The organism is Streptomyces sp. NBC_01267 (genome assembly GCF_036241575.1).
Lineage (GTDB): Bacteria > Actinomycetota > Actinomycetes > Streptomycetales > Streptomycetaceae > Streptomyces.
On sequence record NZ_CP108455.1, the window covers coordinates 3,783,673 to 3,808,508 of the forward strand.

At 70.5% G+C, this 24,836-nt stretch carries 22 protein-coding genes; 13 read left to right on the top strand and 9 right to left on the bottom strand.

Annotated elements, in window-relative coordinates; all coding sequences use genetic code 11:
* Nucleotides 1-40 precede the first annotated feature (40 nt).
* The 10 genes from OG709_RS17395 to OG709_RS17440 all read left to right on the top strand — a co-directional run bounded on the left by OG709_RS17395 (nucleotide 41) and on the right by OG709_RS17440 (nucleotide 13,132).
* Nucleotides 41-1,987 (top strand): transglycosylase domain-containing protein, encoded by a 1,947-nt coding sequence (locus tag OG709_RS17395; RefSeq protein WP_250302502.1) that lies wholly within the window; start codon nucleotides 41-43, stop codon nucleotides 1,985-1,987.
* 203 nt (nucleotides 1,988-2,190) lie between these two features.
* Nucleotides 2,191-3,561: a S53 family peptidase gene (locus tag OG709_RS17400; protein WP_329166845.1), complete on the top strand. Its 1,371-nt coding sequence runs from the start codon at nucleotides 2,191-2,193 to the stop codon at nucleotides 3,559-3,561.
* A 640-nt stretch (nucleotides 3,562-4,201) separates the two neighbouring features.
* Nucleotides 4,202-5,440, top strand: a complete 1,239-nt coding sequence (locus OG709_RS17405; RefSeq protein WP_250302500.1) for a globin domain-containing protein — start codon at nucleotides 4,202-4,204, stop codon at nucleotides 5,438-5,440.
* Entirely contained in the window at nucleotides 5,437-6,060 is a 624-nt protein-coding gene (locus tag OG709_RS17410; protein ID WP_250302499.1) for a pyridoxamine 5'-phosphate oxidase family protein, read from the top strand. The genes OG709_RS17405 and OG709_RS17410 overlap by 4 nt, the downstream gene beginning before the upstream one ends.
* 137 nt (nucleotides 6,061-6,197) lie before the next feature.
* On the top strand, nucleotides 6,198-6,836 hold the full coding sequence (locus OG709_RS17415) for a M15 family metallopeptidase (protein WP_250302498.1): 639 nt from the start codon (nucleotides 6,198-6,200) through the stop codon (nucleotides 6,834-6,836).
* Nucleotides 6,833-7,984: an alanine racemase gene (gene alr, locus OG709_RS17420; RefSeq protein ID WP_329166846.1), complete on the top strand. Its 1,152-nt coding sequence runs from the start codon at nucleotides 6,833-6,835 to the stop codon at nucleotides 7,982-7,984. Before OG709_RS17415 ends, alr begins: the two co-directional genes overlap by 4 nt.
* 133 nt (nucleotides 7,985-8,117) lie before the next feature.
* Nucleotides 8,118-9,194: a D-alanine--D-alanine ligase family protein gene (locus tag OG709_RS17425; protein WP_329166847.1), complete on the top strand. Its 1,077-nt coding sequence runs from the start codon at nucleotides 8,118-8,120 to the stop codon at nucleotides 9,192-9,194.
* Between the two features lie 274 nt (nucleotides 9,195-9,468).
* Nucleotides 9,469-10,671 (top strand): sensor histidine kinase, encoded by a 1,203-nt coding sequence (locus OG709_RS17430; protein WP_250302495.1) that lies wholly within the window; start codon nucleotides 9,469-9,471, stop codon nucleotides 10,669-10,671.
* Nucleotides 10,668-11,336, top strand: coding sequence for a response regulator (locus tag OG709_RS17435; protein ID WP_250302494.1), 669 nt, complete (start codon nucleotides 10,668-10,670; stop codon nucleotides 11,334-11,336). Before OG709_RS17430 ends, OG709_RS17435 begins: the two co-directional genes overlap by 4 nt.
* A gap of 263 nt (nucleotides 11,337-11,599) precedes the next feature.
* Nucleotides 11,600-13,132 (top strand): MFS transporter, encoded by a 1,533-nt coding sequence (locus OG709_RS17440; RefSeq protein WP_329166848.1) that lies wholly within the window; start codon nucleotides 11,600-11,602, stop codon nucleotides 13,130-13,132.
* Nucleotides 13,133-13,400: 268 nt separating this feature from the next.
* Here OG709_RS17440 and OG709_RS17445 read toward each other — a convergent pair whose 3' ends face one another.
* The 5 genes from OG709_RS17445 to lgt form a co-directional block, all read right to left on the bottom strand.
* On the bottom strand, nucleotides 13,401-13,700 hold the full coding sequence (locus OG709_RS17445) for a hypothetical protein (protein ID WP_329166849.1): 300 nt from the start codon (nucleotides 13,698-13,700) through the stop codon (nucleotides 13,401-13,403).
* Nucleotides 13,701-13,873: 173 nt separating this feature from the next.
* Complete coding sequence (locus tag OG709_RS17450; protein WP_266623762.1) at nucleotides 13,874-14,482, bottom strand: Fic family protein; 609 nt, start codon at nucleotides 14,480-14,482, stop codon at nucleotides 13,874-13,876.
* Nucleotides 14,469-15,167 carry a hypothetical protein gene (locus OG709_RS17455; RefSeq protein ID WP_266642025.1) on the bottom strand — a complete coding sequence of 233 codons (699 nt, stop codon included), beginning with the start codon at nucleotides 15,165-15,167 and terminating at the stop codon, nucleotides 14,469-14,471. Before OG709_RS17455 ends, OG709_RS17450 begins: the two co-directional genes overlap by 14 nt.
* Before the next feature lie 342 nt (nucleotides 15,168-15,509).
* On the bottom strand, nucleotides 15,510-16,355 hold the full coding sequence (locus OG709_RS17460) for a phosphatase PAP2 family protein (protein WP_406116437.1): 846 nt from the start codon (nucleotides 16,353-16,355) through the stop codon (nucleotides 15,510-15,512).
* A gap of 2 nt (nucleotides 16,356-16,357) precedes the next feature.
* Complete coding sequence (gene lgt / locus OG709_RS17465; RefSeq protein ID WP_329166850.1) at nucleotides 16,358-17,419, bottom strand: prolipoprotein diacylglyceryl transferase; 1,062 nt, start codon at nucleotides 17,417-17,419, stop codon at nucleotides 16,358-16,360.
* Between the two features lie 181 nt (nucleotides 17,420-17,600).
* Here lgt and OG709_RS17470 point away from each other — a divergent pair, with 181 nt between their 5' ends.
* Together OG709_RS17470 and OG709_RS17475 are read left to right on the top strand one after the other, a co-directional pair.
* On the top strand, nucleotides 17,601-18,092 hold the full coding sequence (locus tag OG709_RS17470) for a MarR family winged helix-turn-helix transcriptional regulator (protein WP_250302487.1): 492 nt from the start codon (nucleotides 17,601-17,603) through the stop codon (nucleotides 18,090-18,092).
* A 102-nt stretch (nucleotides 18,093-18,194) separates the two neighbouring features.
* A complete protein-coding gene (locus tag OG709_RS17475; RefSeq protein ID WP_266644983.1) occupies nucleotides 18,195-19,928 on the top strand; it encodes a peptide chain release factor 3 in 1,734 nt (577 codons plus the stop codon).
* A 583-nt stretch (nucleotides 19,929-20,511) separates the two neighbouring features.
* Here OG709_RS17475 and OG709_RS17480 read toward each other — a convergent pair.
* From OG709_RS17480 to OG709_RS17495, 4 genes are all read right to left on the bottom strand, one after another.
* Entirely contained in the window at nucleotides 20,512-20,970 is a 459-nt protein-coding gene (locus OG709_RS17480; protein ID WP_326694458.1) for a hypothetical protein, read from the bottom strand.
* Entirely contained in the window at nucleotides 20,970-21,785 is an 816-nt protein-coding gene (locus OG709_RS17485; protein WP_329166851.1) for an aminoglycoside phosphotransferase, read from the bottom strand. Before OG709_RS17485 ends, OG709_RS17480 begins: the two co-directional genes overlap by 1 nt.
* A gap of 96 nt (nucleotides 21,786-21,881) precedes the next feature.
* On the bottom strand, nucleotides 21,882-22,013 hold the full coding sequence (locus tag OG709_RS17490) for a hypothetical protein (protein ID WP_326694457.1): 132 nt from the start codon (nucleotides 22,011-22,013) through the stop codon (nucleotides 21,882-21,884).
* An 8-nt stretch (nucleotides 22,014-22,021) separates the two neighbouring features.
* A complete protein-coding gene (locus tag OG709_RS17495; protein ID WP_326694456.1) occupies nucleotides 22,022-23,071 on the bottom strand; it encodes a radical SAM protein in 1,050 nt (349 codons plus the stop codon).
* A 366-nt stretch (nucleotides 23,072-23,437) separates the two neighbouring features.
* Between OG709_RS17495 and OG709_RS17500 the strand changes: the two genes are divergently transcribed.
* Entirely contained in the window at nucleotides 23,438-24,790 is a 1,353-nt protein-coding gene (locus OG709_RS17500) for a transcriptional regulator (protein ID WP_326694455.1), read from the top strand.
* Nucleotides 24,791-24,836 lie beyond the last annotated feature (46 nt).

Genomic DNA, 24,836 nt, shown 5'->3' on the forward strand with positions numbered 1-24,836 from the left:
GTCGTCCCACAGGACGAATTCTGAACAAGGAGCCCGCACCATGCGCAGATCACTGTTGCCGAAGAAGCGCCAGGCCGAGGCCGACGGCCGCCGGCGCCTCATCGACTATCCGCGCCGGGGCAGAGCGGGCCTGCGGCGGTGGCTGCCGTCGTGGCGGCTGCAGTTGGGGACCTTCCTGCTGTGCGCGGGCAGCCTGGCCGTGCTGTTCGCCGTCGTGTACGCGCGCATCGACATCCCGGACGAGAACGCGGCGGCCCGCCAGGAGGCCAACGTCTACTACTGGGCGGACGGCAGCCAGATGGTGGCCACGGGTGCGGTGGACCGGCAGCTCGTGCCGCTGGCGAAAATACCCCTGTCCGTACAGCACTCGGTGGTGGCGGCGGAGAACGCGAGCTTCTACAGCGATGCCGGGGTCTCGGTCACCGGCCAGGCGCGTGCGGTCGTCAACATGGTCAAGGGGCAGGACACCCAGGGCGGCTCGACGATCACCCAGCAGTACGTGAAGAACACCTACCTGTCGCGGCAGCAGACCTACACCCGCAAGTTCAAGGAATTCTTCATCGCGCTGAAGCTGAGCCGCCACAAATCCAAGGACGACATCCTGCAGGGGTATCTCAACACCAGCTGGTTCGGGCGCGGGGCGTACGGCATCCAGGCCGCCGCAGGCGCGTACTACGGCGTCCCCGCCAAGGATCTCGACCCCAGCCAGGCCGCGATGCTGGCGGCGCTGCTGAAGGGCTCGGAACAGTTCGACCCCACGCTCAGCGCGGCGAACCACAAGCGCGCCGTCGCGCGGTGGGGCTGGATCCTGGACCGGCAGGTCACGTTGGGCATGATGAGCCCGGCCGAGCGCGCCACGTACCGGACCTTCCCGGAGCCCAAGCGGGAGTCCCGGTCGACCAGCATGTCCGGCCAGACCGGCTACCTCGTCGGCGTGGCCAACGGCTACCTCAAGAAACGCATCGGTCTCGACGACAAGGCCCTCGCACTCGGCGGCTACCAGATCCACACCACGTTCGAGAAGGACAAGGTGGAGCGGTTGCGGCAGGCCGTCGAGGAGGTCACCGGCCACGGCCTGGCCCCCAAAAAACGTGCCGCCGACCGTTACGTAGAGGTGGGTGCGGCCTCCGTCCGGCCCGAGGACGGGGCCATCGTCGCCCTCTACGGTGGCGCCGACGCCACCCAGCACTTCACCGACAACGCCGACACCACCGGAGTCCCGGTCGGCTCGGCGTTCAAGCCCTTCGCCCTCGCCGCCTACTACCAGGGCATGCTGGCCGGCGGGCCGCACACCCTCCGCGTCTACCCGGCGATTCCCGACCCGAAGACCCTGGAGCACGCCCTGGTGACCTCGGCCCACGCGCCGTTCGTCCAGCTCGGCAAGTCCATAGGATGGAAGCAGGTCAGGGACACGGCCGTACAGACCGGGTTGCTCCGGAGCAGCATGGCTCCGCTGGAACAGACCTTCCCCACCGGCACCTCGACGCCCAGCGCCATCCGCATGGCCGACGCCTACGCGACCTTCGCCAACTACGGGACGCAGAGCGACCCGTACTCGGTGACCCGGGTCCTCAAGGGCCGGAAGACCCTCGACGGCCTCGACCGTCCCCGCTCCCGCCGCGTCCTCCAGCCGAAGACGGTGGCCGTCGTCAACCAGACACTCCAGGACGTGGCCCGCACCACCGGCGCCAAGAGCGTCGTCCCCGACGTGGCGTCCATCGCCACCGGCACGAGCGACCGCACCAAGTCGGCCTGGTTCGTCGGCTACACCAAGGAGCTGTCCACCGCCGTCACGCTCTTCCGCAACAAGCCCGGCCGGCCTCAACTCCTGCCCCTCCAGGGCGTGGGCGGCGCCGACTCCGAGCGGGGCAACGTCTTCCCGCCGCGGATCTGGGCCCGGTTCATGGGCGGCTCCGCCCACTTCACCCTGAACCGCACCGGGCACGGCGAGCGGGAACGGCCCGGCCGTCCCGGACCCACCGGATAGGCACCCGCAGCCGCACCCGTACCCGTACCCGTACCCGTACCCCGCATCAAGGTTCGGTCCGGTGTTTGCCATGAGCATCCCAAGGATTCATCCCCAGGCAAAGCGTTCGATATCAATGAACGCCCGCTCTTGCTCTGCGCACGCCCCCCGGATGGGATCACGGCAACCGCTCCGCCCGGCTCCGCTCCATACAAGGAGAAGTCATGCGCATAGCCAGACCCCGGTCTCGCGCCGGAATCAGAACGGCCGGGGCCACCGCCCTCGTTGCCGCCGCGATGACAGTCGCCCCCCTGAGCAGCACCACCGTGTCCGCGCACGCGGCACCGCAGACCAGGGCGGTCCCGGCGGTAGCAGGTCACCGGCTGGTCAGCGGGGTGAGCAGCCCGCTGCCCATCGAGCAGTGCCAGGCGCAGTGGAAGATCGCCTGCTACAGCCCGGTCCAGTACCGCCAGGCGTACGACCTCGACGCGCTGTACAAGTCCGGCGTCACCGGCAAGGGCCGCACGATCGTCATCGTCGACTCGTTCGGCTCGCCGACCATCCAGCACGACCTGGACGTCTACAGCGGGCAGTTCGGGATGAAGAGCACCCAGGTGCAGGTCAAGAAGTGGGGCCATGTCCCCGCGTTCGACCCGACCGACGCCGACATGACCGGCTGGGCCGGCGAGACGACGCTCGACGTGGAGATGGCCCACGCCGTCGCCCCCGACGCCAAGATCGTGCTCGTCGAGACCGGGGTCGCGGAGACCGAGGGCGTCACCGGTCTGCCGGAGATGATGTCCGCCGAGAAGGACCTCATCGACCACGGCGTCGGCGATGTGATCACGCAGAGCTTCGGCGCCACGGAGAACACCTTCCCCGGCTTCGACAAGGGCGACTTCTCCAGCATCGGCAAGCTGCGTTACGCGTTCGAGGACGCGGCCGCGCACGGCGTGACCGTCCTGGCCTCGTCCGGTGACGGCGGCGCCACCGACAGCACGGCGGACGGCAACGGCTACTACACCGAGCGCGTCAACTCCTGGCCCTCGTCCGACCCGTTGGTGACGTCGATCGGCGGCACCCAGCTGCACCTGGACGACAAGGGCGACCGCACCTCGCCGGACAGTGTGTACAACGACTACGGCGCGGGTGGCGGCGGCCAGTCGCACGTCTTCACCCGCCCCGCGTACCAGAACGGCGTGAAGAACGTCGTCGGCGCCCGCCGCGGCACCCCGGACATCTCGATGGCCGCCGCGGTCGACGGCGGTGCCTGGGTGTACTCCAGCTACGACCCGACGGCCGTCGGCTGGGACGTCTACGGCGGAACGAGCGAGGCCAGCCCCCTGTTCTCGGGCATCGTCGCCCTCGCCGACCAGGCCGCGGGCCACCGGGTGGGAGACATCCACAAGGCGCTGTACACCCTGGTCCACCGCAAGTCGTCCGGCATCGTGGACGTCAACGACGGCACGGACAACAGCTATGCGGGGGTGACCGGTTACCCCGCCGTCAACGGCTACGACATGGCCACCGGCGTCGGCACGATCGACGCGGCCCGCTTCGTCCGGTCCCTCTCCCACGCGAGCCACCGCGGCTGACCACCGCACCGCACCGCGCCGGATCCCGGCGCACCTCTCCCCACAGCCGTACGGGCTCCGCACAGCCGGGCCCGTACGGCTGTGCGGCGTCGGCTCGCACCCGCGCCGCACGAGAGGCCGGATCACGCGCAAGGCCGGATCGCGCGCAAGGCCGGATCGCGCGCAAGGCCGGGCCACGCGCATGGCCGGGCCACGCGCAAGGCCGCATCGCACGCCCATGCCGGATCGCACGCACATGCCGGATCGCACGCACATGCCGGAGAAATGTGCCGGAGAACAGCGGTTCGCGGGTCCCTGATCAGCCCTTCGGTAGGTCTTTGCACCGTTCCGCACCAAACATGAGCCCCGTCCGCTCTGCGTCGGTGAGGTGCGTCTCCCCGGGGCGCCGGCCCCGTCACCGTGGCCTAGGGTGGGCGGCTGCGAACCGCTGCTTCCCCCGCTGACGCTCGCGACTTCGCCCCCCTCACCTGGGCGGGAACGGTCCGGGAGCGTCCGACCCGTCCGATTGCGATCTGCTCTTGATAAGACCCAACGGCTTCCGGCCAGGCCTATGAAGATCCCCCGGCCTGGATTCCGCGCGTCGTCCTCCCCCCAGGTCCCGGCGGAAGAAGCGGAAGAACACGCCGCCTGGACCGCACCGGTGCAGGAGCCCCCGGCCCCACCGGCGTTCGACGAACCCGCCGAAGTGGAGCCCCCTTCCGAGCTGCTGACCCCCGAAGAGATCCAGCTGATCCGCGCCAGTGTCGCGGCCGTCGCACCGCTGGCGGGGGACGTGACGGTGTACTTCTACACCATCCTGTTCACCCGCTACCCGCAGGTCAGAGACCTTTTCCCGGCCAATATGGACGTACAGCGGGACCGGCTGCTGCGTGGTCTGCTGCGGATCGTGGACCTGGTCGACGATCCCGGGAACCTGGTGCACTTCTGCACCCGGCTGGGCCGTGACCACCGCAAGTTCGGCGCCCTGCGCGACCACTACCCCGCGGTCGGCGCCTGCCTTCTCGACTCCCTGGCCCGGTACGCGGGCGCCGCCTGGAGCGACGCGACAGCCGCCGCCTGGACGCGCGCGTACACCGCCGTCGCCGACGTGATGGCCCAGGCCGCCGAGGACGACGCACAACTGCGCCCGGCCGTCTGGTCGGCCGAGATCGTCCGCCATGTGCCCCTGGGGTACGGCATCGCCGAGATCACCGTGCGCACCCACGGCCACTACCCGTACGCGGCCGGCCAGTACGTGAGCATGGAGACGCCCTGGCAGCCCAGGTCCTGGCGCTACTACTCGCCCTGTCACGCCCCGCGGCCCGACTCCTCCCTCACCTTTCACGTCCGGGCCGTGGACGGCGGACTCGTCAGCCCCGCGCTGGTCCACCACGCCCGGCCCGGCGACATCGTCCACCTGGGGCCGCCGCAGGGCGACATGATCCTGGACCCTGGGGCCACTCACGACCTGGTGCTGGTGGCCGGCGGAACCGGTCTGGCCCCCATCCGCGCCCTGGTGGAACAGGCCGCCATCAACGGCACCGAACGCTACGTGTCCGTGTTCGTCGGTGCCCGCACCGGCGAGGAACTGTACGGCCTCGACGACATGCTCAGGATGGCCCAGCGCCACCACTGGCTGTCGGTCCGTGCGGCCGTGTCCCACCAGCGCATCCCCGGACGCGAGGGCATGCTCCCCGACGTGCTGCGGGAGTTCGGCCCCTGGTACCAGCACGAGGCGTTCCTCTCCGGCCCGGTCCCCATGGTGACGGCGGCCGTCCAGGTCCTGCTGGACCAGGGGGTGCCCGCGGCTCGTATCCACTACGACCCGCTGGAGGGTGTTCCGGCCCTGGAATCCACCCCGCTCCCCGTACCACCCGACGAAAGGCGCCCGATACCGTGAACACCCCGCACCACGACGGCTCCCACTCGTTCGGCGAGCGTCGTCTGCAGCAGCAACTCGGCACCACCGCACGCGCCGACGACTTCTACGACCGGCAGGTACGCGCCGAACTCACCCCGCAGATGCGCGAGTTCATCGCCCGACAGCCCATGGTCTTCCTCTCCACGGCCGACGCCCGGGGCAACTGCGACACCAGTTTCCGCGCCGGACCGCCCGGTTTCGTGCAGACGCTGGACGAACGCACCCTCATCTACCCGGAATACCGCGGGAACGGTGTCCTGGCCAGCGCCGGCAACATCTCCGAGAACCCTCATATCGGCCTGCTGTTCATGGACTTCAGCGACGACCACGTCGGACTCCACGTCAACGGGGCCGCCCGGCTGCGCGCCGCCGAGGACCAGCAGCCCGGCCTCGACCTGCTGTCCGCGCCCGCCGCGGCCGGTCGCACTCCGCAGATGTGGATCCACATCACCGTCCACGAGGCCTACATCCACTGCTCCAAGCACATCCCCCACCTGGTGCCGGCGCCCCGCGACCGCAACTCGGCCCGCAACCGGCCCAAGGACGCGGAGTACTTCACGGAGACCGCCCGTCAGGCCGTGGGCCCGGCAGGCCGGTGAGGCGGTGACCCGCTGACGTACCTACCACGCACGACCGGGCCGTACGACCGGTGGCGCATCACCTCGGTCCTCCGGTACCGGTGCGCGGTACCGGAGGATGAGGTGCCGTCACGGCCCCCGCTCATAACTTCGGTGGCATGACCATTCTCATTGCCGACCCCGACGTGGTCGCCGTGCCCGTCGTGGACGAGGGCGAAGCGCTGGTGGACCTGGCCGGGCTCGGCCTCGCCTGTACGGCCGGGCGGGACCGGCGGAGCCGACAGGTGCGTTCCGGTGTCGCCGCCCGCCTGGTGGCCGCACAGGCCGCGCTGCCCGACGGGCTGCGCCTGCTCGTGGTGGAGGGGGCGCGTTCGGCGCAGGCCCAGGCGGAGACCGTCGCGGCCTACACCCGGCAGCTGCGCATCGACTTCCCCGGGGAGGCCGAGGAGGAGATACAGCGGCTCAGCACCCGGTACGTCGCACCCGTCGCGTACGCACCGCACGTCGCCGGGGCCGCGGTGGACCTCACCCTGGCCGATGCCGTCGGGCGCCCGCTGTGGATGGGCACCGAGGTCGACGCCACCCCGGAACAGAGCGACGGGGCCTGCGCCTTCGCGTCGGAGGGCATCGACGCCGAGGCGCGCGCCCGCCGCGACGTGATGGCAGCGGCGCTGTCGGGGGCCGGCCTGGTGAACTACCCCACCGAGTGGTGGCACTGGAGCTACGGCGACCGCTACTGGGCCTTGACGACCGGCGCCCCGTACGCCCTCTACGGCCCGGTCGAGAGAACGTCGTGACGCTGCGCGAGGAGCAGCGGCGGGCCCTGCTCACCGTGGACCTGACCGCCGTCACCGCCAACACGGGCGTGTTCCGCGCCCGTACCCGGGCCGAGCTGATGGCCGTGGTCAAGGCGGACGGCTTCGGTCACGGCGCTGTCGACGTGGCGCACAGCGCGCTGGCCGGTGGCGCCTCCCGGCTCGGGGTGACCTCGATCGACGAGGCCCTCGAACTGCGGGCGGCGGGCCTCACCGCGCCGGTGCTGAGCTGGCTGAATCCGGTGGACGCCGACTGGGAGGCCGCGCTGCGCGCCGACGTCGAACTCGCCGTGCCCGGCGCCGGACACCTGGCGCGGATCACGGCCGCGGCGCGGGCCTCGGGGCGGTGCGCCGCGGTACATCTGCACGCCGATGTCGGCATGGCACGGGACGGCGCCGAACCGGCCGCCTGGGAGCCGTTGTGCGCCGCGGCCCGGGAGGCGGAGCGGCAGGGCGTCGTCGATGTCGTCGGCGTCATGGGGCACTTGGGCTGCGCCGACTCCCCGGAGGACACGCACAACCGCGCGGGACGCCTGCGCTTCCTCGACGCGGTGTCCGCCGCCCGGCGGCAGGGGCTCCACCCCCGGCACCGCCATCTCGCCGCCACGGCAGCCACGTTGACCGACCCGTCGAGCCATTTCGACCTGTGCCGGATCGGCGCCGGGCTCATCGGGATCGACCCGTCGGGCAGCGCCAGGCTGCGCCCCGCGCTGACGCTGACCGCGCCGGTCGTGAGCGTCCGCGACGTACCGGCCGGCACCCCGGTGGGTTACGGGCACACCCACACCACCGCGTACCGGACCCGGCTCGCGCTGATCCCGGCCGGTTACGCCGACGGCGTCCCGCGCTCGGTCGCCGGGCGCGCGTGGGTGCAGGTGCGCGGCCGGCGCTGCCCGGTCGTGGGCCGGGTGTCGATGGACCAGACCGTCGTGGACGTCGGCGCGGATCCGGTGGCGCCCGGCGAGGTCGTCACCCTGTTCGGCCCCGGCCTCGACGGCGAGCCCACGGCCGCCGACTGGGCGCGGTGGGCGGGGACCATCGAGCACGAGATCGTCACCGGCATCGGCTCCCGGGTCGGGCGGCGCGTCGCGCTCGGCACCCGGCCGCAGGCCGTGCCGGTCTGCGCGTGATCAGCCGGAGCGACGCGTGACCAGCCGGAGCGAACAGAGCACGCAGAACACACCGAGCGTTCAGAACACGCAGAGCGCCCAGAACACACAGAGCGTTCAGAACACGCAGAGCAGGAAGCAGAGGAACACGACCGTGCCCGAGACGGCGAACGGCCCCCTGGCCAACCACCAGTCCGCAGCGAACGGACCCGCAGCGGCGGATGCGGGCGTACGGGCGCGCACCGCCCCCGCCCCGCGGACCCGCGTCGCCGTCATCGGCGGCGGGCGCAACTGCGAGCACGAGGTCGGGCTCGCCACGGCCGCTTCGGTCGTCGCGTCGCTCGACCCGGACACCTTCGACGCCGTACAGCTGACCATCGGCCGGGACGGCAGCTGGTCGGGCCCCGACGGCAAGGCCTTCCCCGCCGGTCTCGGCGAGGCGCTGGCGACGATCGCGGACTGCGACGTCGTGTTCCCCGCCGTGCACGGCCCGTTCGGCGAGGACGGCACGCTCGCCGCGCTGTGCGAGCTGGCGTGCGTCCCCTACGTGGGCTCCCCGGTCGGCGCCGGAGCGCTGGCCATGGACAAGTGGGCCACCAAGCTCGTCGCCGAGGCCCTGGGGCTGCGCACCGCGCGGGCCGTCCTGGTCACCGCTGCGGCCGACCCGGTCACGTCGGCCATGCCGGTCGTGGTCAAACCGGTCAGCGCCGGATCGAGCCACGGGGTCACCCGGGTCGACGACCCCGCCCAGCTGGCGGAGGCGGTCTCCCGGGCGCTCCGGCTGGACAGCCGGGTGCTGGTGGAGGAGTTCGTCGAGGGCCGCGAGATCGACATCGCGGTGCTCGACGCGGGGAACGGCGGCCGGACGGTCGGTCCGCCGCTGGAGATCGTCGTCGGGTCCGGGGCGCTCTTCGACACCGACAGCAAGTACGACGGCACGGCCGACTTCCGGCTGCCCGCCCTGATCTCGGAGACCGAGCGGGCGCGCCTCGAATCGGCGTCGCTCGCCCTGTTCGACGCACTCGGCTGCGCCGGGGTCGCCCGCTTCGACTTCTTCCTCGGCAGCGACGGCGAACTCGTACTCAACGAGGTGAACACCATGCCCGGCATGACCGCGGAGTCCCAGGTGCCCCGGATGTTCTCCTCCGTCGGGCTGCCCTACCCCGAGCTGCTGAACGTGCTGGTCAACGGCGCGCTGCACCGTCACGGGCGCGAGCGCCGGGCGGGATGAGAGTCCGAAATCCGGTGCGCGGGGGCCTCACCGGGGTCCGGGGCGCCTCGGAAGGCACGACGGTATCGTGGCGAAACGCCCCGGACGCCGCCACCGTCCGTACCCGGCGGGGCCACGCTCCCCCGTACCGCATCGGAGGCCCCGACATGGCCACGCACGCACCGGTCTCCGCCCGGCCGTCGACACCCACGCACGCACCGGTCTCCGCCCGGCCGACCGCCGCCAGGTCCTGTCCGGCAGAGCCGGGCGACGCGGCGGTCCGACCGTGAGGGCGATGGATTTCCGCGGTCCCGCCCGGCCCGTCTGGCTCGATCTCGCGCCGGGAGCCGCCGTGGCCGCGCTCGGGCTCGCCGCCACCGTCACGTCCCACGGAGACACGGCCGGTTTCCCCAGCAAGGCGGTCGTCGCGCTCGGCATGGGCGCCGCCGTCGCCCTCTACCGGATCGGACCGGCCTGGGCGCTCGCGCTCGTCTGGCTGACCGCCGGTGTGCAGGTGGCCAACCGCTCGGACGTCGCACTGGTGCAGCTCGGTGCCGTGGTGGTGGCGTACGGCATCGCCCGGCACGGACGGACCGGCACGGTGTGGGCGGGCGGGATCTCCATCCCGGTGGGCGCCGTCTGCGCCGTCGTCTACGTCCACGTGAGCGGCCCGGTCGGAGTCGAGTTCAACCTGTCGCCGTTCACCTGGTACGCGCCCTCGCTGGGCTCGATCGACAGATACCTGTCGGTGATGGCGCCGCTGACCGTTCCGTACATGATCGGCCTGCTGCTGCGGGTCGACGCCCGCTACCGCACCTCACTGGCCAGCAGGGAGCAGGCCGAGGCCCAGGCGCTGCGGGCCGAGGAGATCGCGGAACTGCGGGCCCAGCAGACCCGCCTGGCCCACGACGTGCACGATGTGGTCGGGCACTCGCTGACCGTCATCCTGGCGCAGGCCGACTCCGCGCAGTCCCTCGGCGACGAGGACGTGGCCCGCATCCGGGAAGCCATGGCGACGATCTCGGCGACCGCGCGGCGCTCGCTGGGGGACGTACGGCACGTGCTGTCGGCGGAGCCGGGAGCGCCCTCGCAGTCGAGCAGCACCATGGAGAGCCTGATCGAAGGGGTCAGGGGCGGTGGCCACGACATACGCAGCGACGTCCAGGGGGCGTCCCGGCCGCTGCCCCCCGAACTCGACACCGTCGCCTGCCGGGTGCTCCAGGAGATGCTCACGAACGCGCTCAAGCACGGCAGCAGTTCGGCGCCCATCACCGTGCTGCGCGCCTGGGGGTCGGACGAGCTGCGGATCGAGGTCGGCAACGCCGTCGCCGGCCGCCCCGCCCGGTCCATGGCGGGCATCGGCCTGACGGGAATGCGGCGCCGCCTCGAAGCCGTCGGCGGGCGGCTGCGGACACTGCGCAAGGACGACGGAAACGGCGGAATGGTGTTCACCGTGACCGCACGGATGCCCGTGGGGCAACGGGGAGGAAGCACATGACGCAGCCCATCCGGGTACTGCTCGTCGACGACCAGGAACTCTTCAGGTCCGGCGTCGCCATCAGCATCGACACCCAGCCCGACCTGGAGGTCGTCGGAGAGGCCGGGAACGGTGCCCAGGCCGTACGGATGGTCGAGGAGACCCGGCCCGACGTCGTCCTCATGGACATCCGGATGCCCGAGATGGACGGCGTCGAGGCGACCCGGCTCATCTGCGCGCCCGAGGCCGCGGCCCGCCGCTCCCGGCCGGTGCGGGTCATCGTGCTGACCACCTTCAACCTGGACGACCGGGCCGCCACCGCGATCCGCCACGGCGCGAGCGGGTTCCTGCTGAAGGACGCCACCCCCGACTTCCTGCGGGCCGCCGTCCGTACGGTGCACGCCGGGAACGCGGTCCTGCTCCCCGACGACCTCCAGACCCTGCTGGACGGCGGGCTCGGCCGCCGCCGTCCGCTGCCCGCCGAGTACGGCACGCTGACCGAGAAGGAACGCGAGATCCTCGAAGCGGTCGCCCGGGGGCTGAGCAACGCCGAGATCGCCGAGGAGGTCTTCCTCAGCGAGTCGACGGTGAAGACCCATGTCGGGGGCATCCTGCGCAAGCTGCGCCTGCGCGACCGCGTGCAGGTCGTGGTCTTCGCGCACGACCACGGGCTGCGCAGGAGCTGATCCGCCGGCGCCGGCCGCGGCTGACCGCCCGTCCCGCAGACGCTGACGCACCCGCACCCGCACCCGCACCCGCACCACCCTGCGGCCAGGCTGCCTCACTGCGTCACTGCCTCGCTGCGTCACTGCGTCACTGCCTCAGTGCCTCAGTGCCTCAGTGCCTCAGTGCCTCAGTGCCTCACGGGGAGATTTATCGTCGCACACCGAATAGTTCGGTTACCGATGTAACCTGAAGACATGAACCACTGTCCCGCGCAGGCGACGGCATGAGCTCCCGGACGCGATTCCGCCCGGCGCACGCCCCCGCCTGGCCCGCCGTCCTGGTACGGGAACGGGCGCGGCCCGAGCGGATCCGCAACCGCCCGGGTGCCTGGTGGCTCGCGGTGATCACGGTCTGTTTCGGCGCGTTCATGGGGCAGCTGGACGCCAGCATCGTCACCCTCACCTACACCAGCCTGAGCAGGCAGTTCGACGCCTCGCTGGCGGCCGTCGAGTGGGTCTCGCTGGCCTATCTGCTGACGCTCGTCGCCCTGCTCGTACCGGTCGGGCGGCTCTCCGACGCCCACGGCCGCAAGCTGTTCTACCTCTACGGCTTCGTGGTCTTCACCGCCGCGTCGGCCGCCTGCGGGCTGGCGCCGTCGCTGGGTGTACTCGTCGCGTTCCGGGTGGTGCAGGCCGCGGGCGCGGCCATGATGCAGGCCAACAGCGTGGCCCTGGTGGCGGGCAGCGCACCGCGGGCGAAGATGCGGACCGCGCTGGGCGTGCAGGCCGCCGCGCAGGCGCTCGGCCTCGCGCTGGGTCCGACGGTGGGCGGGCTGCTGGTCTCGACGCTGGGCTGGCGCTGGGTCTTCGGCATCAACGTGCCCATCGGGGTGATCGCCCTGGTCGCGGGCCACTACCTGCTGCCGCGCACCCGCAACCGCCGACGGACCGCCGGGTTCGACTGGCCCGGTCTCGCGCTGCTGGGCACCTCCACGACCGCGCTGCTGCTGGGCGTCTCCGCGGCTTCGGGCCTGCCGGTTCCGGGCTGGGCGGTGGTGGCGCTGTTCGTGGTGGCCGCGGCGACGGGCTGGGGTTTCGTACGGCGACAGCGCCGGGCCGCGGCACCCCTGCTGGATCTGGAGCTGCTCCGGGTACGGGCCGTCTCGTCCGGCCTGCTGGGCGCGTTGTGCGGGTACCTGGTGCTGTTCGGCCCGCTGGCGCTGGTCCCGATCGTGCTGACCGCGTCCGGCTCGTCGGAGGTGACCGCCGGGGCCGTACTGACGGCGCTGCCCGCCGGGTTCGCCCTGGCGGCGACCGGCGCCGACCGGGTCCTGCCCGGCGCCGTCACCAACCGGGGCCGCTGCACCCTGGGGGCCCTGGTGTGCACGGCGGCGCTGGCCGCGATGCTCGTACTCCCGCTGACCGTGGGCGTGCTGGTGCCGCTGCTCGCCCTGCTCGGGCTGGGCCTCGGCACCTTCACCCCGGCCAACAACACCCTGATCATGGGCGCGATACCGGCCAGTTCCTCCGGCACCGGAGGCGGTCTGGTCAACATGGCCCGCGGCCTGGGCACCGCACTGGGTGTCGCCCTGGTCGCTCTCGCCCTGCATCTCGCCCCGTCGGGCGGTCACCTGAGCGGGCCGCGCTGGGCCGTACTCGTCCTGCTGGCCGCGTCCGCAGCCGCGGTGCTCGCCGCCCGGCTCGGCCCCGGCCCCGGGAACGGCCGCGGGGACGGCCCCGGGAACGGCCGCGGGGACGGCCCCGGGGACGGCCCCGGGGACGGCCGCGGGGACGGTGACGCCTCCGCGTCACGGTGACGGACCGCGTACGGCCGACGCCTGTCCCGTCTCACGCAGCGTTGTCGTTGTCTACAGGTGACCTTGTTGGATTCGCAGCTGGTCTCACGCTCCGTTGCCGCCTCCAGTCGACGAGAAGTCTGGCGTCTCAGATGACGTTGCCGCTAAGGCAGCTTTGTCTCTGTGGATGTTGTCGTTGATCTTGCGGTGTCTCACGTTCCGTTCCCCCTCAAGAGCGGTTTGAGCCCGCTTCGGGCTCTGACAGCCGCTTGCCTGTGGCTTCCTCGGATCAGTACGGATACGTCTCGTTGCAGTGGGTGGGCTGATGGATGTCGTAGTGGCCGAGCCGGCTGAGTTCGACGTCGCGTACGTCGATGAGGGCCTGGTACGTCGTCGCGAATCGCTCGCGGCGTGCTGGACATTGGGCTTCGAGAAGCTGCGGCCGGTTCGGCCGGAGCCATTGCGCCAACTGCGGCAACGAACTGAAGGCCCGAAATTCGAGGACGCGGTTCTGCTCAACCGCATGCAGATCACGCAACTGGAGGCTCGAACAGCACCAGCGCGCACTCAGCGATCCATCGTCCTCCATGCAAAAGGTGGAGTGCCCGGCATGCGGCGTCACCTGGACGAGCGGCAACGACCGACGTCAAGACGCTCGCTACTGCTCAGCCCGCTGTCGGCAAGCCGCTTACCGCCAGCGCACGGCGCTCCACGACGACTACTGAGGGGTCCGACACCTACAGCATCCTCACCCTGAAGACTTCAGCACCGGCGGCGGTTGAGCACGCCGATGAGAGTGGCCAGGTCAGCGGCGCCCGCCGGGTCGTCCGCGTAGCGGATTGTTTGGAGAGGGCCGACCTCCGAAAGGACTATGTCCTCGCGGGCCAGGACGTGGACCAAGGTCAGCAGGGCCGAGCGGGCATTGCCGTCGGTGAAAGGATGGAAGAACGCCACGTCGAGGTACACGCGGGCCGCGCGGGCCGCCAGCGGGAGACCCTGGTCGGTCGCCTCGCGCAGGTAGGCGGCGAAGTCAGCCTGGGTCCGTGAGGTCAGGCCGTAGCGCTCGCGGCCGGCCTTCGCATAGGCGTCCGCCGCACGAAATGGCGCCTCCACCCCGCCGAGGACCTCGCGCTGCCAGCTGGCCAGGAGGGCGAAATCCAGCGGGGCGCGGCGTGCGGCATCGGCGCAGGCCAGAGTGTGGGCGGCGAGCAGGCGCTCGGCGCGGACGGCGTCGCGCTGGCGGACTGGCCCTTCGCACCACGCCCGGAACCCATCGCGCGCAGTCAACCCCCGCCGCAGGGCGGGTGCTTGCTGCCAGTCGGTCTCGCGGCGCACGCGCAGCCAGGTCGAAAGGCTGTCAGTAGCGGTCATGGAGATCCTCCAGGGCCGCCCGCTCACGCTGGTCCCGATAGGGGGCATGGCCGGTCAGGCCGACGGCGAGGTCCTCGCCGACAGATTCGATCAGCGTCCGTCCAGGGGCGACCCAGCTCTTGAACCGGCCGCCGATCGCACTCTCCACCGCCTGCTCAGCCTCGGCCTGCCCCATGCCGGTGGTGGTGAGGAACCAGCGCAGGACCCGCGCGGCCTGCCCGTGCCAACCGCCTTCGGCTCCCGAGTCCAGCGCGAGTGTCACGAGCCGGACGCAGGCCCGCTCCAGATGCCAGCTGCGATCCTCGGGAGAGGCTTCTGGTGGCGGCGCCAGCTCCGCGAAGCGCTGAGCCATCCTCTCCAACCACTCCCGCCACTCCAACAGCGCGGCCACGACGCTTGCCGCGGTCTCATCGGGGGTCGTCACCGAGCTTGCCTCGGTGACCCAGCTGCCAATGGGCCCGCCGTACCGGTAGCACCAGTTCCATCCCTGAGCCCAGTTCCCGTACCGCTCCCTGATGATCGCGTCCACCTGGCTTGCACACCAGTACTCGCCCTCCCAGTGGCCCCTCATGCCGGAGAGCACGGGTGGCACCCACTCGCGCACCAGCGCGCGAAGACGGGCTTCCTCGTCGTCGTCCCAGGTGAACGGGTGACGGTCCGGGTCGAGACCCTCCCAGTGGTGCATGCCCTGATCAGGGGCTCGGGGCACGAGGTTCTCGGGGAAGGGCAAGGTGTCTCGGTTGTACGTCAGTGCTGGCCGCTCTTCCGTCCGCTGTGATGGGCTCATCAGTCTCGGCTCACAGACCCCGAGTTGGCGAACGATTTTCCGAGCCGGAACCAGCCCAGTACCCGACAACACGCCGAGAGTCGCAGCAACCGACAACGTCAACTGAGACACACGCCGCGAAGTACATCTGAGAGGCAACGGCATCTGAGACTTCCACCTGAACCCATCTCACATGCCGTTGCATCCGCGCAGGTCACGGCCTTGCTCATGAGCAAGATCGAATGAGACGGGACAACGCCGTCAGACAGGCGGCACGACCGGACGAACTGCCGGACCGGCTGCTGGACCGGCTGCCGGACCGACTTCCCGCCGGGCGTAGGCGGGCCGCCCGGTGAGCAGCCGCTGGACCAGGAAGCCGGCCGCGAGCGTCAGCGCCCCGGCCACGGCGTCCGCGACGAAGTGGTTGGCCGTGGCGAGGATGACGGTGAACGTCGCCAGCGGATACACGACACCGAGGACCCTGACCCACGCGCGGCGGGCCAGGAAGGCCAGCGCGACACCGGACCAGGCGGACCAGATGATGTGCACCGAGGGCATCGCGGCGTACTGGTTGGAGAGCGACGCCACATCACCGGAGGCCCAGGACCCCCAGGTGTGGTGCTTGACCACGGTGTCGATGAACCCCTGCCCGGCGAGGAAGCGCGGCGGTGCCAGCGCGAAGAACACGAACCCGGCGAGGGCGAGCAGCGTGGCCGCGTACAGCGCGGTGCGTGCGGAGCGGTAGTGGCCGGGGTGGCGGACGTAGAGCCAGACCAGGACACCGATGGTCACGATGAAGTGCAGCGTGGCGTAGTAGTAGTTCATCCCCACGATCAGCCACGTGACGTGATCGGCCGCGTGGTTGACCGTGCGTTCGATGTCGATGTGCAGCAGGCGCTCGGTGTCGAAGATCTCGTGCGCCCGGTGCAGCGCGGCCCCGCGGTGCGTGGGCACCGCGTTGCGGGAGAGGGTGTACGCCCAGTAGCCGATCGCGGTGAAGGCCAGCTCCAGCCAGAGGAGGGGGCGACCCGACGGGCGCAGCCGGGCGGGCAGCAGCGGTCCCAGCCGCCGTCCCGCACGGCCCGCGGTCGCCGCTGTCGTGCTGATCGTCACCGTTCCTCCGCCCCCTCGGCCCCGGCCCCGGCCGCATCGCTGCCCTCCGGGGATCCGTCCGAGGGTCCGCCCCCAGACCCGTCCGCAGACCCGTCGGTCCCTTCCCGGGATTCCCCCGAAGGCCCCTCCGAGCCGTCCGACGGCCTGTCCGAACCACCCGACGGCCTGTCCGAACCGTCCGGGGATCCGTCCGGGGATCCGTCCGGGGATCCGTCCGGGGATCCGTCCGGGGATCCGTCCGGGGATCCGTCCGGGGATCCGTCCGGCTGCGCGCGCCTGGTGGCGTACAGATAGATCAGCGCGCCGACGAACAGCCCGGCCGACACCCAGTCGTTGAGCCGCAGCCCCAGGAAGTGGTTGGCGTGGTCGACGCGCAGCGCCTCGATCCAGGCACGGCCCGCCGTGTACGCGAGGACGTACGTGGCGAACAGCCGCCCCCGGCGCACCCGGTAGCGCCGGTCCAGCCAGAGCAGCAGCGCCATCACGCCCAGGTCCCACAGCGACTCGTACAGGAACGTCGGGTGGTAGAACGCCACGTCGGGGCTGCCCGCCGGGCGGTGGGCCGGGTCGATGAGCAGCTTCCACGGCAGGCTGGTGGGGCTGCCGAACAGCTCCTGGTTGAAGTAGTTGCCCCACCGGCCCATCGCCTGGGCCAGTACGAGACCGGGGGCAGCGGCGTCCGCGAAGTCCGCCAGCCTCACACCGCGTCTGCGGCAGCCGATCCAGGCGCCGACCGCTCCCAGCGCGACGGCGCCCGGGATGCCCAGCCCGCCGTCCCACACGTACAGCGCCCTGATGGGCTGCTTCCCGGCGGTGAAGTACAGCTCCGGGTCGGTGATCACGTGGTAGAGCCGCCCGCCGACCAGGCCGAAGGGCACGGCCCACAGCGCGATGTCGGCGATGTCGTCGCGATTGCCGCCGCGCGCCTCCCAGCGCCGGCCGGTCAGCCACACCGCGGCGAAGATGCCCGCGATGATGCACAGCGCGTACGCGCGGATCGGCACCGGCCCGAGGTGCCAGACCCCTTGGGACGGACTGGGAATGTACGCCAACATCATGAGGTCACCACTCACACGGTGCGATTCCGGCGACGGCTCCCGGAAGGACCTGCCCGACATTACATCGGACACCGAAGCATTAGGGACGGTGTCCGGTAACTACGCCACCCCCCTACGAGGCAGAACGGTATCCGGCACGACGCCACCCCCGCCCGCACACCGGCCCGTCTAATCTGACCCCATGCCGCCGCAGCCCCGCAGCCAAGCCTCCGGCCCCACTCCCGGGGACGACGTCCCGGACGCCCGCCTCCTGACCGAGGCCGTCACCCGGCTACGACGCGCGCTCCGGGCCTCGATCCGCACCGACTACCCCTGGGAAACCCTCCCCATGGCGCAGGTCGAGCTTCTCCAGGTCCTCGCCGAGCACTCCCCGACCCGGATCAGCGACGTCGCGGCCCGGCAGCGGCTGGCCAACAGCACGGTCAGCGGTCTCGTCGGACAGATGATCACCAGTGGGCTGGTCGCCCGCGCGGTGGACCCCGAGGACCGCCGCGCCTCCGTCGTCACCCTGACCACCGCGGGCCGCGACCAGCTGAAAGCCTGGACCGACGCCCACGAGCGCCGCCTGGCAACGGCCCTCGCGACCCTGGACGGCCCGGACCGCGCGGCGGTCGGGGCGGCACTGCCCGCGCTGCTGCGCATCGCCGAGCAGCTGGACGACAGCGGCACCTGACCGCCGCCCGTCCCCGCGCTCCTCGCACCGACCGCCGGTACCGGCCCGGTGGTCCTTTGCCGCACACTGATAGTTCAGACGGACAAGGGACTGGTGGCGAGGGTGCAGACGTACGGGACTGCTACGGACAACGAGAGCGGCCCGGCTCGGGCGGAGTCGGCGGCTCCGGGGTCGACGGCTTCGGAGGCGACGGCTTCGGAGACGACGGCGGCTCCAGGAACAGCAGGGGCCCCCGCCGCTGCCGCTCCGGGTACGCCTGCGGGGGAGGCCGCCCGTCGGCGTACCTTCGCCGTGATCAGCCACCCCGACGCGGGAAAGTCGACCCTCACCGAGGCCCTGGCCCTGCACGCGCACGCCATCACCGAGGCGGGCGCGGTGCACGGCAAATCGGGACGGCGGGCCGTCGCGTCCGACTGGATGGAGATGGAGAAGGCCCGAGGTATCTCGGTGACCTCGGCGGTGCTCCAGTTCGACCACCGCGGCCGGGTGCTCAATCTCCTCGACACCCCGGGCCACGCGGACTTCTCCGAGGACACCTACCGGGTACTGGCGGCGGTGGACTGCGCGGTCATGCTCATCGACGCCGCCAAGGGCCTGGAGGAGCAGACCCGCAAGCTCTTCGACGTCTGCCGCCACCGCAGGATCCCGGTGATCACCTTCGTCAACAAGTGGGACCGCCCCGGCCGGGAGGCCCTGGAGCTGCTGGACGAGATCCAGCGCGAGTTCGGGCTGCGTCCGACGCCGGTCATCTGGCCGGTCGGCACCGCCGGTGACATGCGCGGCCTGGTCGACGCCCGCGAGCCGGACCGGATGCTGCGCTACACCCGTACCCCCGGCGGCGCCCACCAGGCCGTCGAGGAGATGATCCCGGCGGAGCGGGCCGCGGCCGAGGAGGGCGAGTACTGGGAGCAGGCCTCCGAGGAACTGCAGCTCCTCCAGCTGGAAGGTGCCGAGTTCGACCGGGACTCGTTCCTGGCCGGCACGTCCACCCCGGTCTTCTTCGGCGCCGCGGTCTCCAACATCGGCGTACGGCTGCTGCTCGACGCCCTCGTCGACCTCGCCCCGGCCCCGGGCGCCCGCGAGCTGGAGGGCGGCGGCACCCGCCCGGTCGACGCGCCCTTCTCCGGGCTCGTCTTCAAGGTCCAGGCGAACATGGACCCCTCCCACCGCGACCGGATCGCGTTCCTGCGCGTGTGCTCGGGCACCTTCGAACGCGGCGAGACCGTCACCCGCGCCGCCACCGGCAAACCGTTCGCGACCAAGTACGCGCACAGCATCTTCGGCCAGGACCGCTCCATGGTCGACACCGCGTACCCCGGCGACGTGGTCGGCCTGGGCAACGCGGCGGCGCTCCGCGTGGGCGACACCCTGTACGACGGCCCGTCCGCCCAGTTCCCTCCGATGCCGACCTTCGCCCCCGAGCACTTCGCGGTCGTACGCCCGGTCGACATCAGCCGCTCCAAGCAGTTCCGGCGCGGTATCGCGCAGCTGGACGAGGAGGGCGTGGTCCAGGTCCTGACCTCGGACATGCGCGGCGAGCAGTCACCGGTACTGGCCGCGGTGGGCCCCATGCAGTTCGACGTGGTGACCCACCGCATGGCCAACGAGTTCTCCTCCCCGGTGCGCCTGGAGTTCCTCCCGTACCACCTGGCCCGCTCCACGGACGCCGCCGGCGGCGAAGCCCTGAACGGCGCCCGCCTGGTCCAGGGCGAGGCCCTGACCCGAGTCCGCGACAAGGAGGTCCTGGCCCTGTTCCCGGACCGCTGGCAGGCGAACTCCTTCGTACGGGCCTTCCCGAACGCCCGGCTGGAACACCTGCTGGCGGCACACGACTGAGGAAGCGGGGACCTGGGAGTCGCGGCCGGGGGCCGCGACTCCGTGGAGACCCTGACCTGAAGCGATCGGCTCTGCTCGGCGCTTCGGAACTGGTTGGATGGGCGGCAGGCGCGGGACAACCGGGAGGGCAGCACCTTATGCCGGTAATGCGAAAAGTGGGCGAATCTTTGGAAGTAAGCAAAAAGGCCCACGCCGCTGAGTAACGTCACAGGTCACGCCCTGTGGTCCCCGCGCGTGCGGGGTTGGTCCCACTGGTGACCACGCGATAACAGGCAAGCCATCGTGGTCCCCGCACGTGCGGGGTTGGTCCCGGGATGTACAACTTCACACCGGTAGGGATCGCGTGGTCCCCGCACGTGCGGGGTTGGTCCCGGCGACGAGGTGGAGACAGCATGGGCGACGGAGTGGTCCCCGCGCAAGCGGGGTTGGCCCCCTGACCGAGATCACTCAGGTCAACTACTTCCCGCTGGAGATAGCCCCACAAACCGCCTTGGAAACGAGAGGTTCAACTCCACGGCCTCGCGCTAAGAAGACCCCGGCATCGCGCGCCACATGACCACTCCGATTCAGAATCTGCGCTACTTCACGTCAACGCGCAGGCTTCCTCCCGGAGCACGTCAGCCAAGACCGCAATCTGGGCCCGTGGAAAGTGGAGAAACGCCTCGATCGCAGGACCCTCTGGGGTGAGGGGGATATTCATCCGCCAAGAGCCGGGGCTCCAGGGGCAACGGATCCGTTCGCTGAACACTTCATTACGGACAAGCATTTCAACCAGTCGCCCGGCATCGAAGACCGGCATCTTCAGCAAGGCGTAGCCGAGGTGGTACGCAATGAACCCGTCGCCGTCGTAGCCGAGCGGGGTGGCGCGCTGGGCGCGAACACCGGCGGTGGCCTCGCCGACGTCCTGGCAACAGGTGGTGGTTGCGAAGCCGAGGCGCCAGAGTCCGCGGACGACAGAGACCAACTCCCTGTCGATGTCGACCTGTTCCCCCTCGGGAGTGGTGAGCTTCTCGTACGGGTGGATGGGCGGGTCGTCGGCCATCACAGTTCCTTTCGTCCGCCGCGCCGGTAGGCGGCCCAGCAGGCAGCCGCGTCGGCCAGGCCACGCTTCCAGGAAACGTCGGGGGCGTCCGCCGCGATGCTGCTCCACAGCCGTTGTTGAGCGATGGTGAACACATCGAGGGCGCGCGCGTTCGCGCCGGCCCAGCCCGGAGTCCTCGCAGCCCACGCTTCTGCATCGTGAGGAGTGTGGCCGGAGGCGATGAGCCAGACCGCCCAGCACGCGGCGTCGATCCAGGCGGCTCCCCGAGTCGGCCAGGCCCAGTCGACCACGCGGGCAACGCCGTCGACGATCAGAACGTTGTCCGGCGTCCAGTCGGTGTGCAGCAACGTGTTGCCGCTCAGCTGCCGGGCGTCGTCGGAGTTGTCGAGATAGTCGGCGAAGCGATCTTCGATCTGCTTCAGTTCGATATCCGCCGGAGCGCGGATGGCGGAAAGCGCAGTGATCACGTCGGCGATGAGGGGAAGGTCGGCGGAGCCCGGCTTGTAGTCGGCCGGGCGGCCGTCGAGGTACTCGAAGCCGAGTAGGTTCCATTCACCGTCGTCGATCCGCCAGACGAGCCGTGGAGCGAGCGGGGCAACGTACGGGTTGATGACAGCTTCGCGCTGCTGGGTCCAGACACGGGGATGGTCGCAGCGCAGGCCCTTGACGAAGACGCGTCCGCCGCCGGTACTCAGGGTTGCGGCGATCTCGCTGTTGAGGCCCCTGCCCACGGTCGTCGCCGCATGGACAGGGCCGGTACGGGCAGCGACAGCGTCGCGGGTGCCTGCGGGGAGGTCGTTCCAGTGCAGTCTCATGGTCACCACGCCGAGAGTGTAGGAGCGGGAGCGAGTGGCGGGGCCGCCCGCACGTGTCGAGCGGCCCCACTCTGAACTTGGTTCGGTACGGGTCGTTTAGTACGGGTTGTCGTTTCCGCAGCCGAGCATGACCTCGGTGCCGGAGAGGGCGTCCAGGTCGTCGACGAACTCGATCTCCTCCTGATCGGCCTGGGGCCGAGGGGAAATCTCCACTGCGACGAGTGACATAGCGGGTGTCACCTCCCTTCCTTGTCCTTGTGCTGGCAGTAGCGACTCAAGGGCGCATTGGCCTTGCGGTACAAGGCCGCCAGCGGCATGCAGGTGCTGCACGACTCACTGAGCGTGCAGCCCGCGCAGCCGCCCTGGCGCCCCAGCGCCCGGTCGGCGACGTGACCGAGCCGGGACAGCCCCGCGACCCCTTCGGTCACCAGAGGGATCGAGTGGTCGCGGGAGACCTTGCAGACGCTGGCCATGCCGTGGGGGTCCACATGCAGCGAGGTATGGCCGGCGTCGCAGCCGGTGAAGGGCTTCCGTTTGCCCAGGTAGGCCGTCGCCTGGGAGGGCAGGGACTCCGCTCCGCCGTAGATGGTGGGTGACATGTGTGAGTACTCGCGCGTTACTGCGCCGTACCGCTCGCCGAGGGCATGCATCGCCTCGACCTCGTGCACGCTGTCCTCGGTAACGATGACAGTCAGCTCCAGCGGCAGCCCGGCCTCGTACGCCGCGTCCAGCCCGCGCGTGAACTGCTTCCAGGCACCGCGCCGCTGGGTGAGACCGTCGTAGCTCTGCTCGGTGGCGCCATAGACACTGAGCGTCAGCCGGTAGGGACGGCGGACGGTGAGGAGATCTAGGATCAGCGGGTTGTGGAGACGGGAGCCGTTGGTGAGGACCTCAACCATCATGCCGAGGTCGTAGGCGAGCGAGTAGACCGCTGCGAAGTGCGGGTCGATGGTGGGTTCGCCGCCGGTGACCTGGAGCCAGACGACACCCGCGTCCCGGAGCGCGTACAGGAGCCTCTCCCGCTCGGGCCAGTCAAGACCAGCGAACTCCTTCAGGCCCAGATAGCAGTGCTTGCAGGCCCAGTTGCATCCGAGATTCAGCTCGTAGGAGGCCCGGCCGTGACCGTACGGAGAAGGATCACGCACCAACAGCACGGTGTCCGCAGCGGATCTGCCCAGGTCCAGACCCCACCGGTCCTGTACGGGACGGTGTAACCACGTCGGGACCTCGGCATCGCTCATGGCGGCTTGCTGGAGTTCGAGGTACCGGTGCGCCGGGATCTTCATCCCCTTCGCGCTTCCTGGACGCAAGACGAGGTGGTCGCCCAGAAACGGGGAAACGATCAGGTCATGCACGGGATTCTCCTAGCCTTCGGGGCGTCGTGGTCGATGCCCATGGATACGAGCGCGAGGGCCGGGTGCTCGAAGCGGATCGGGATTCGGCACAGCGGCCCCAACATGAGCGCCCCGGCCCGACCGACGCTCCAGGTCCTGCACGCGAACGCAGCCTGGCGAATGAGTACAACTCCCCTGTCTGCGCGGTTGGTTCTGTCATTCAGGCAACCTCCAGTTCCCATCCACGGATACCGCCGAAAAGGGTGGCAAGGGGTGGCACTTGAACTACCGGCTACGACGAAGGGGTAGGAACTCACCATGACGTCACCGAACACAGATCTGGCCCGGTGGCTGGAGCGCTCCGGCATGAGCAACAAGGAATTGGCCCGTCGGGTCAAAGTCGCAGCTCAGATGTGGGACCAGCCGCATATTCAGACGGATGCCACGGCGGTCAGGCGCTGGCTGAACGGCCTCAAGCCACGCCAGCCGGTGCCCGGGATCATCGCCGACGTGATCTCGGCGAGCGTCGGATTTCGGGTCACCGCGTACGACCTCGGATTCGCCGAGGGCGGCACGGCGGATCGTTCGCTCGCCTACAACTCATCTTTCGCCGTTACGGTGGAAGTCGTTGCCGACTTGGGGAGAGCAGACGTGGACCGTCGAAAATTCCTCGCAGCGGCGCCTTTCACCGCGGTAGCGGCTGTCGGGCCCTCGCGCGACTGGCTACTCAACACCATTGATCAACATCCGGACCCTGGACCGCACGTACGCCTCGAAGACGTCACCGCGGTGAAGAACATGTTCGGCGAGTTCCAGAAGATGGATGTACTCCAGGGCGGCGGCTCGGGCCGTCTTATCCTCGCCGCGTACATGAATCAGCACGTCTACCCGCTCCTGCGCCGAACGCATTCTGACGAGGTACGGCGGGCACTGTGCGAAGCAACGGCCGAGCAGACTTACCTTCTCGGATGGATGGCGTACGACTCGGGTGAACACGGAACAGCACAGAGGTACTTGATCCAATCGTTGCGCCTGGCGGAGGAGTCGCAGAACGCGGCGCTCGGCGCGCACGTCCTGGCGGGCATGGCAGACCAGGCAACGCTGCTGGGCGACCCGGCGGAAGGACGACGGCTCGCGCAGGCGGGTCGGGCCGGGCTGGGCAAGAACACCTCCCCCGCGTGCCTCGCCGACCTGTGGGCCCTGGAAGCCCGTGCGCTGGCGAAGCTCGGTGACAAGTCCGACGCTGCTCGTGCCGTGGCACAGTCAGAGGCGGCGTACGGCCGTGTGAGGCTTGAGGACGAGCAGGAGTGGGCGGCATTCATCGATCCCGCCTATCTGCATGGCGAGCATGCGAGCACGTTCCGGGATCTCGGACAGGCCGAGACCGCCGAGCAGCACGCACGCCAGTCCATCGACCACGCCCGTAAACAGCGTCGAGCCCGCCGTGGTGCGATGTCGCAGGCCGCGCTCGCTGTCTCGCACTTGCAGCGGCGCGACCTTGAGGCGGCGCACTCGGCGGGCCTGCGGGCACTCTCACTCTCACGACGGGTGAAGAGTTCTCGGTGCGTGGAGTCCATTCAGGACTTGCAGCGCCGTATGGAACCGTTCGGGACACATCGGCTGGTCGCCGACTTCAACGAACGGGCACGCGAACTGGTCGCCGCAGCGTAGCCAAGCCGCCGAACGACCAGGGCGCCTCACCTCTGCGCACCCGAGA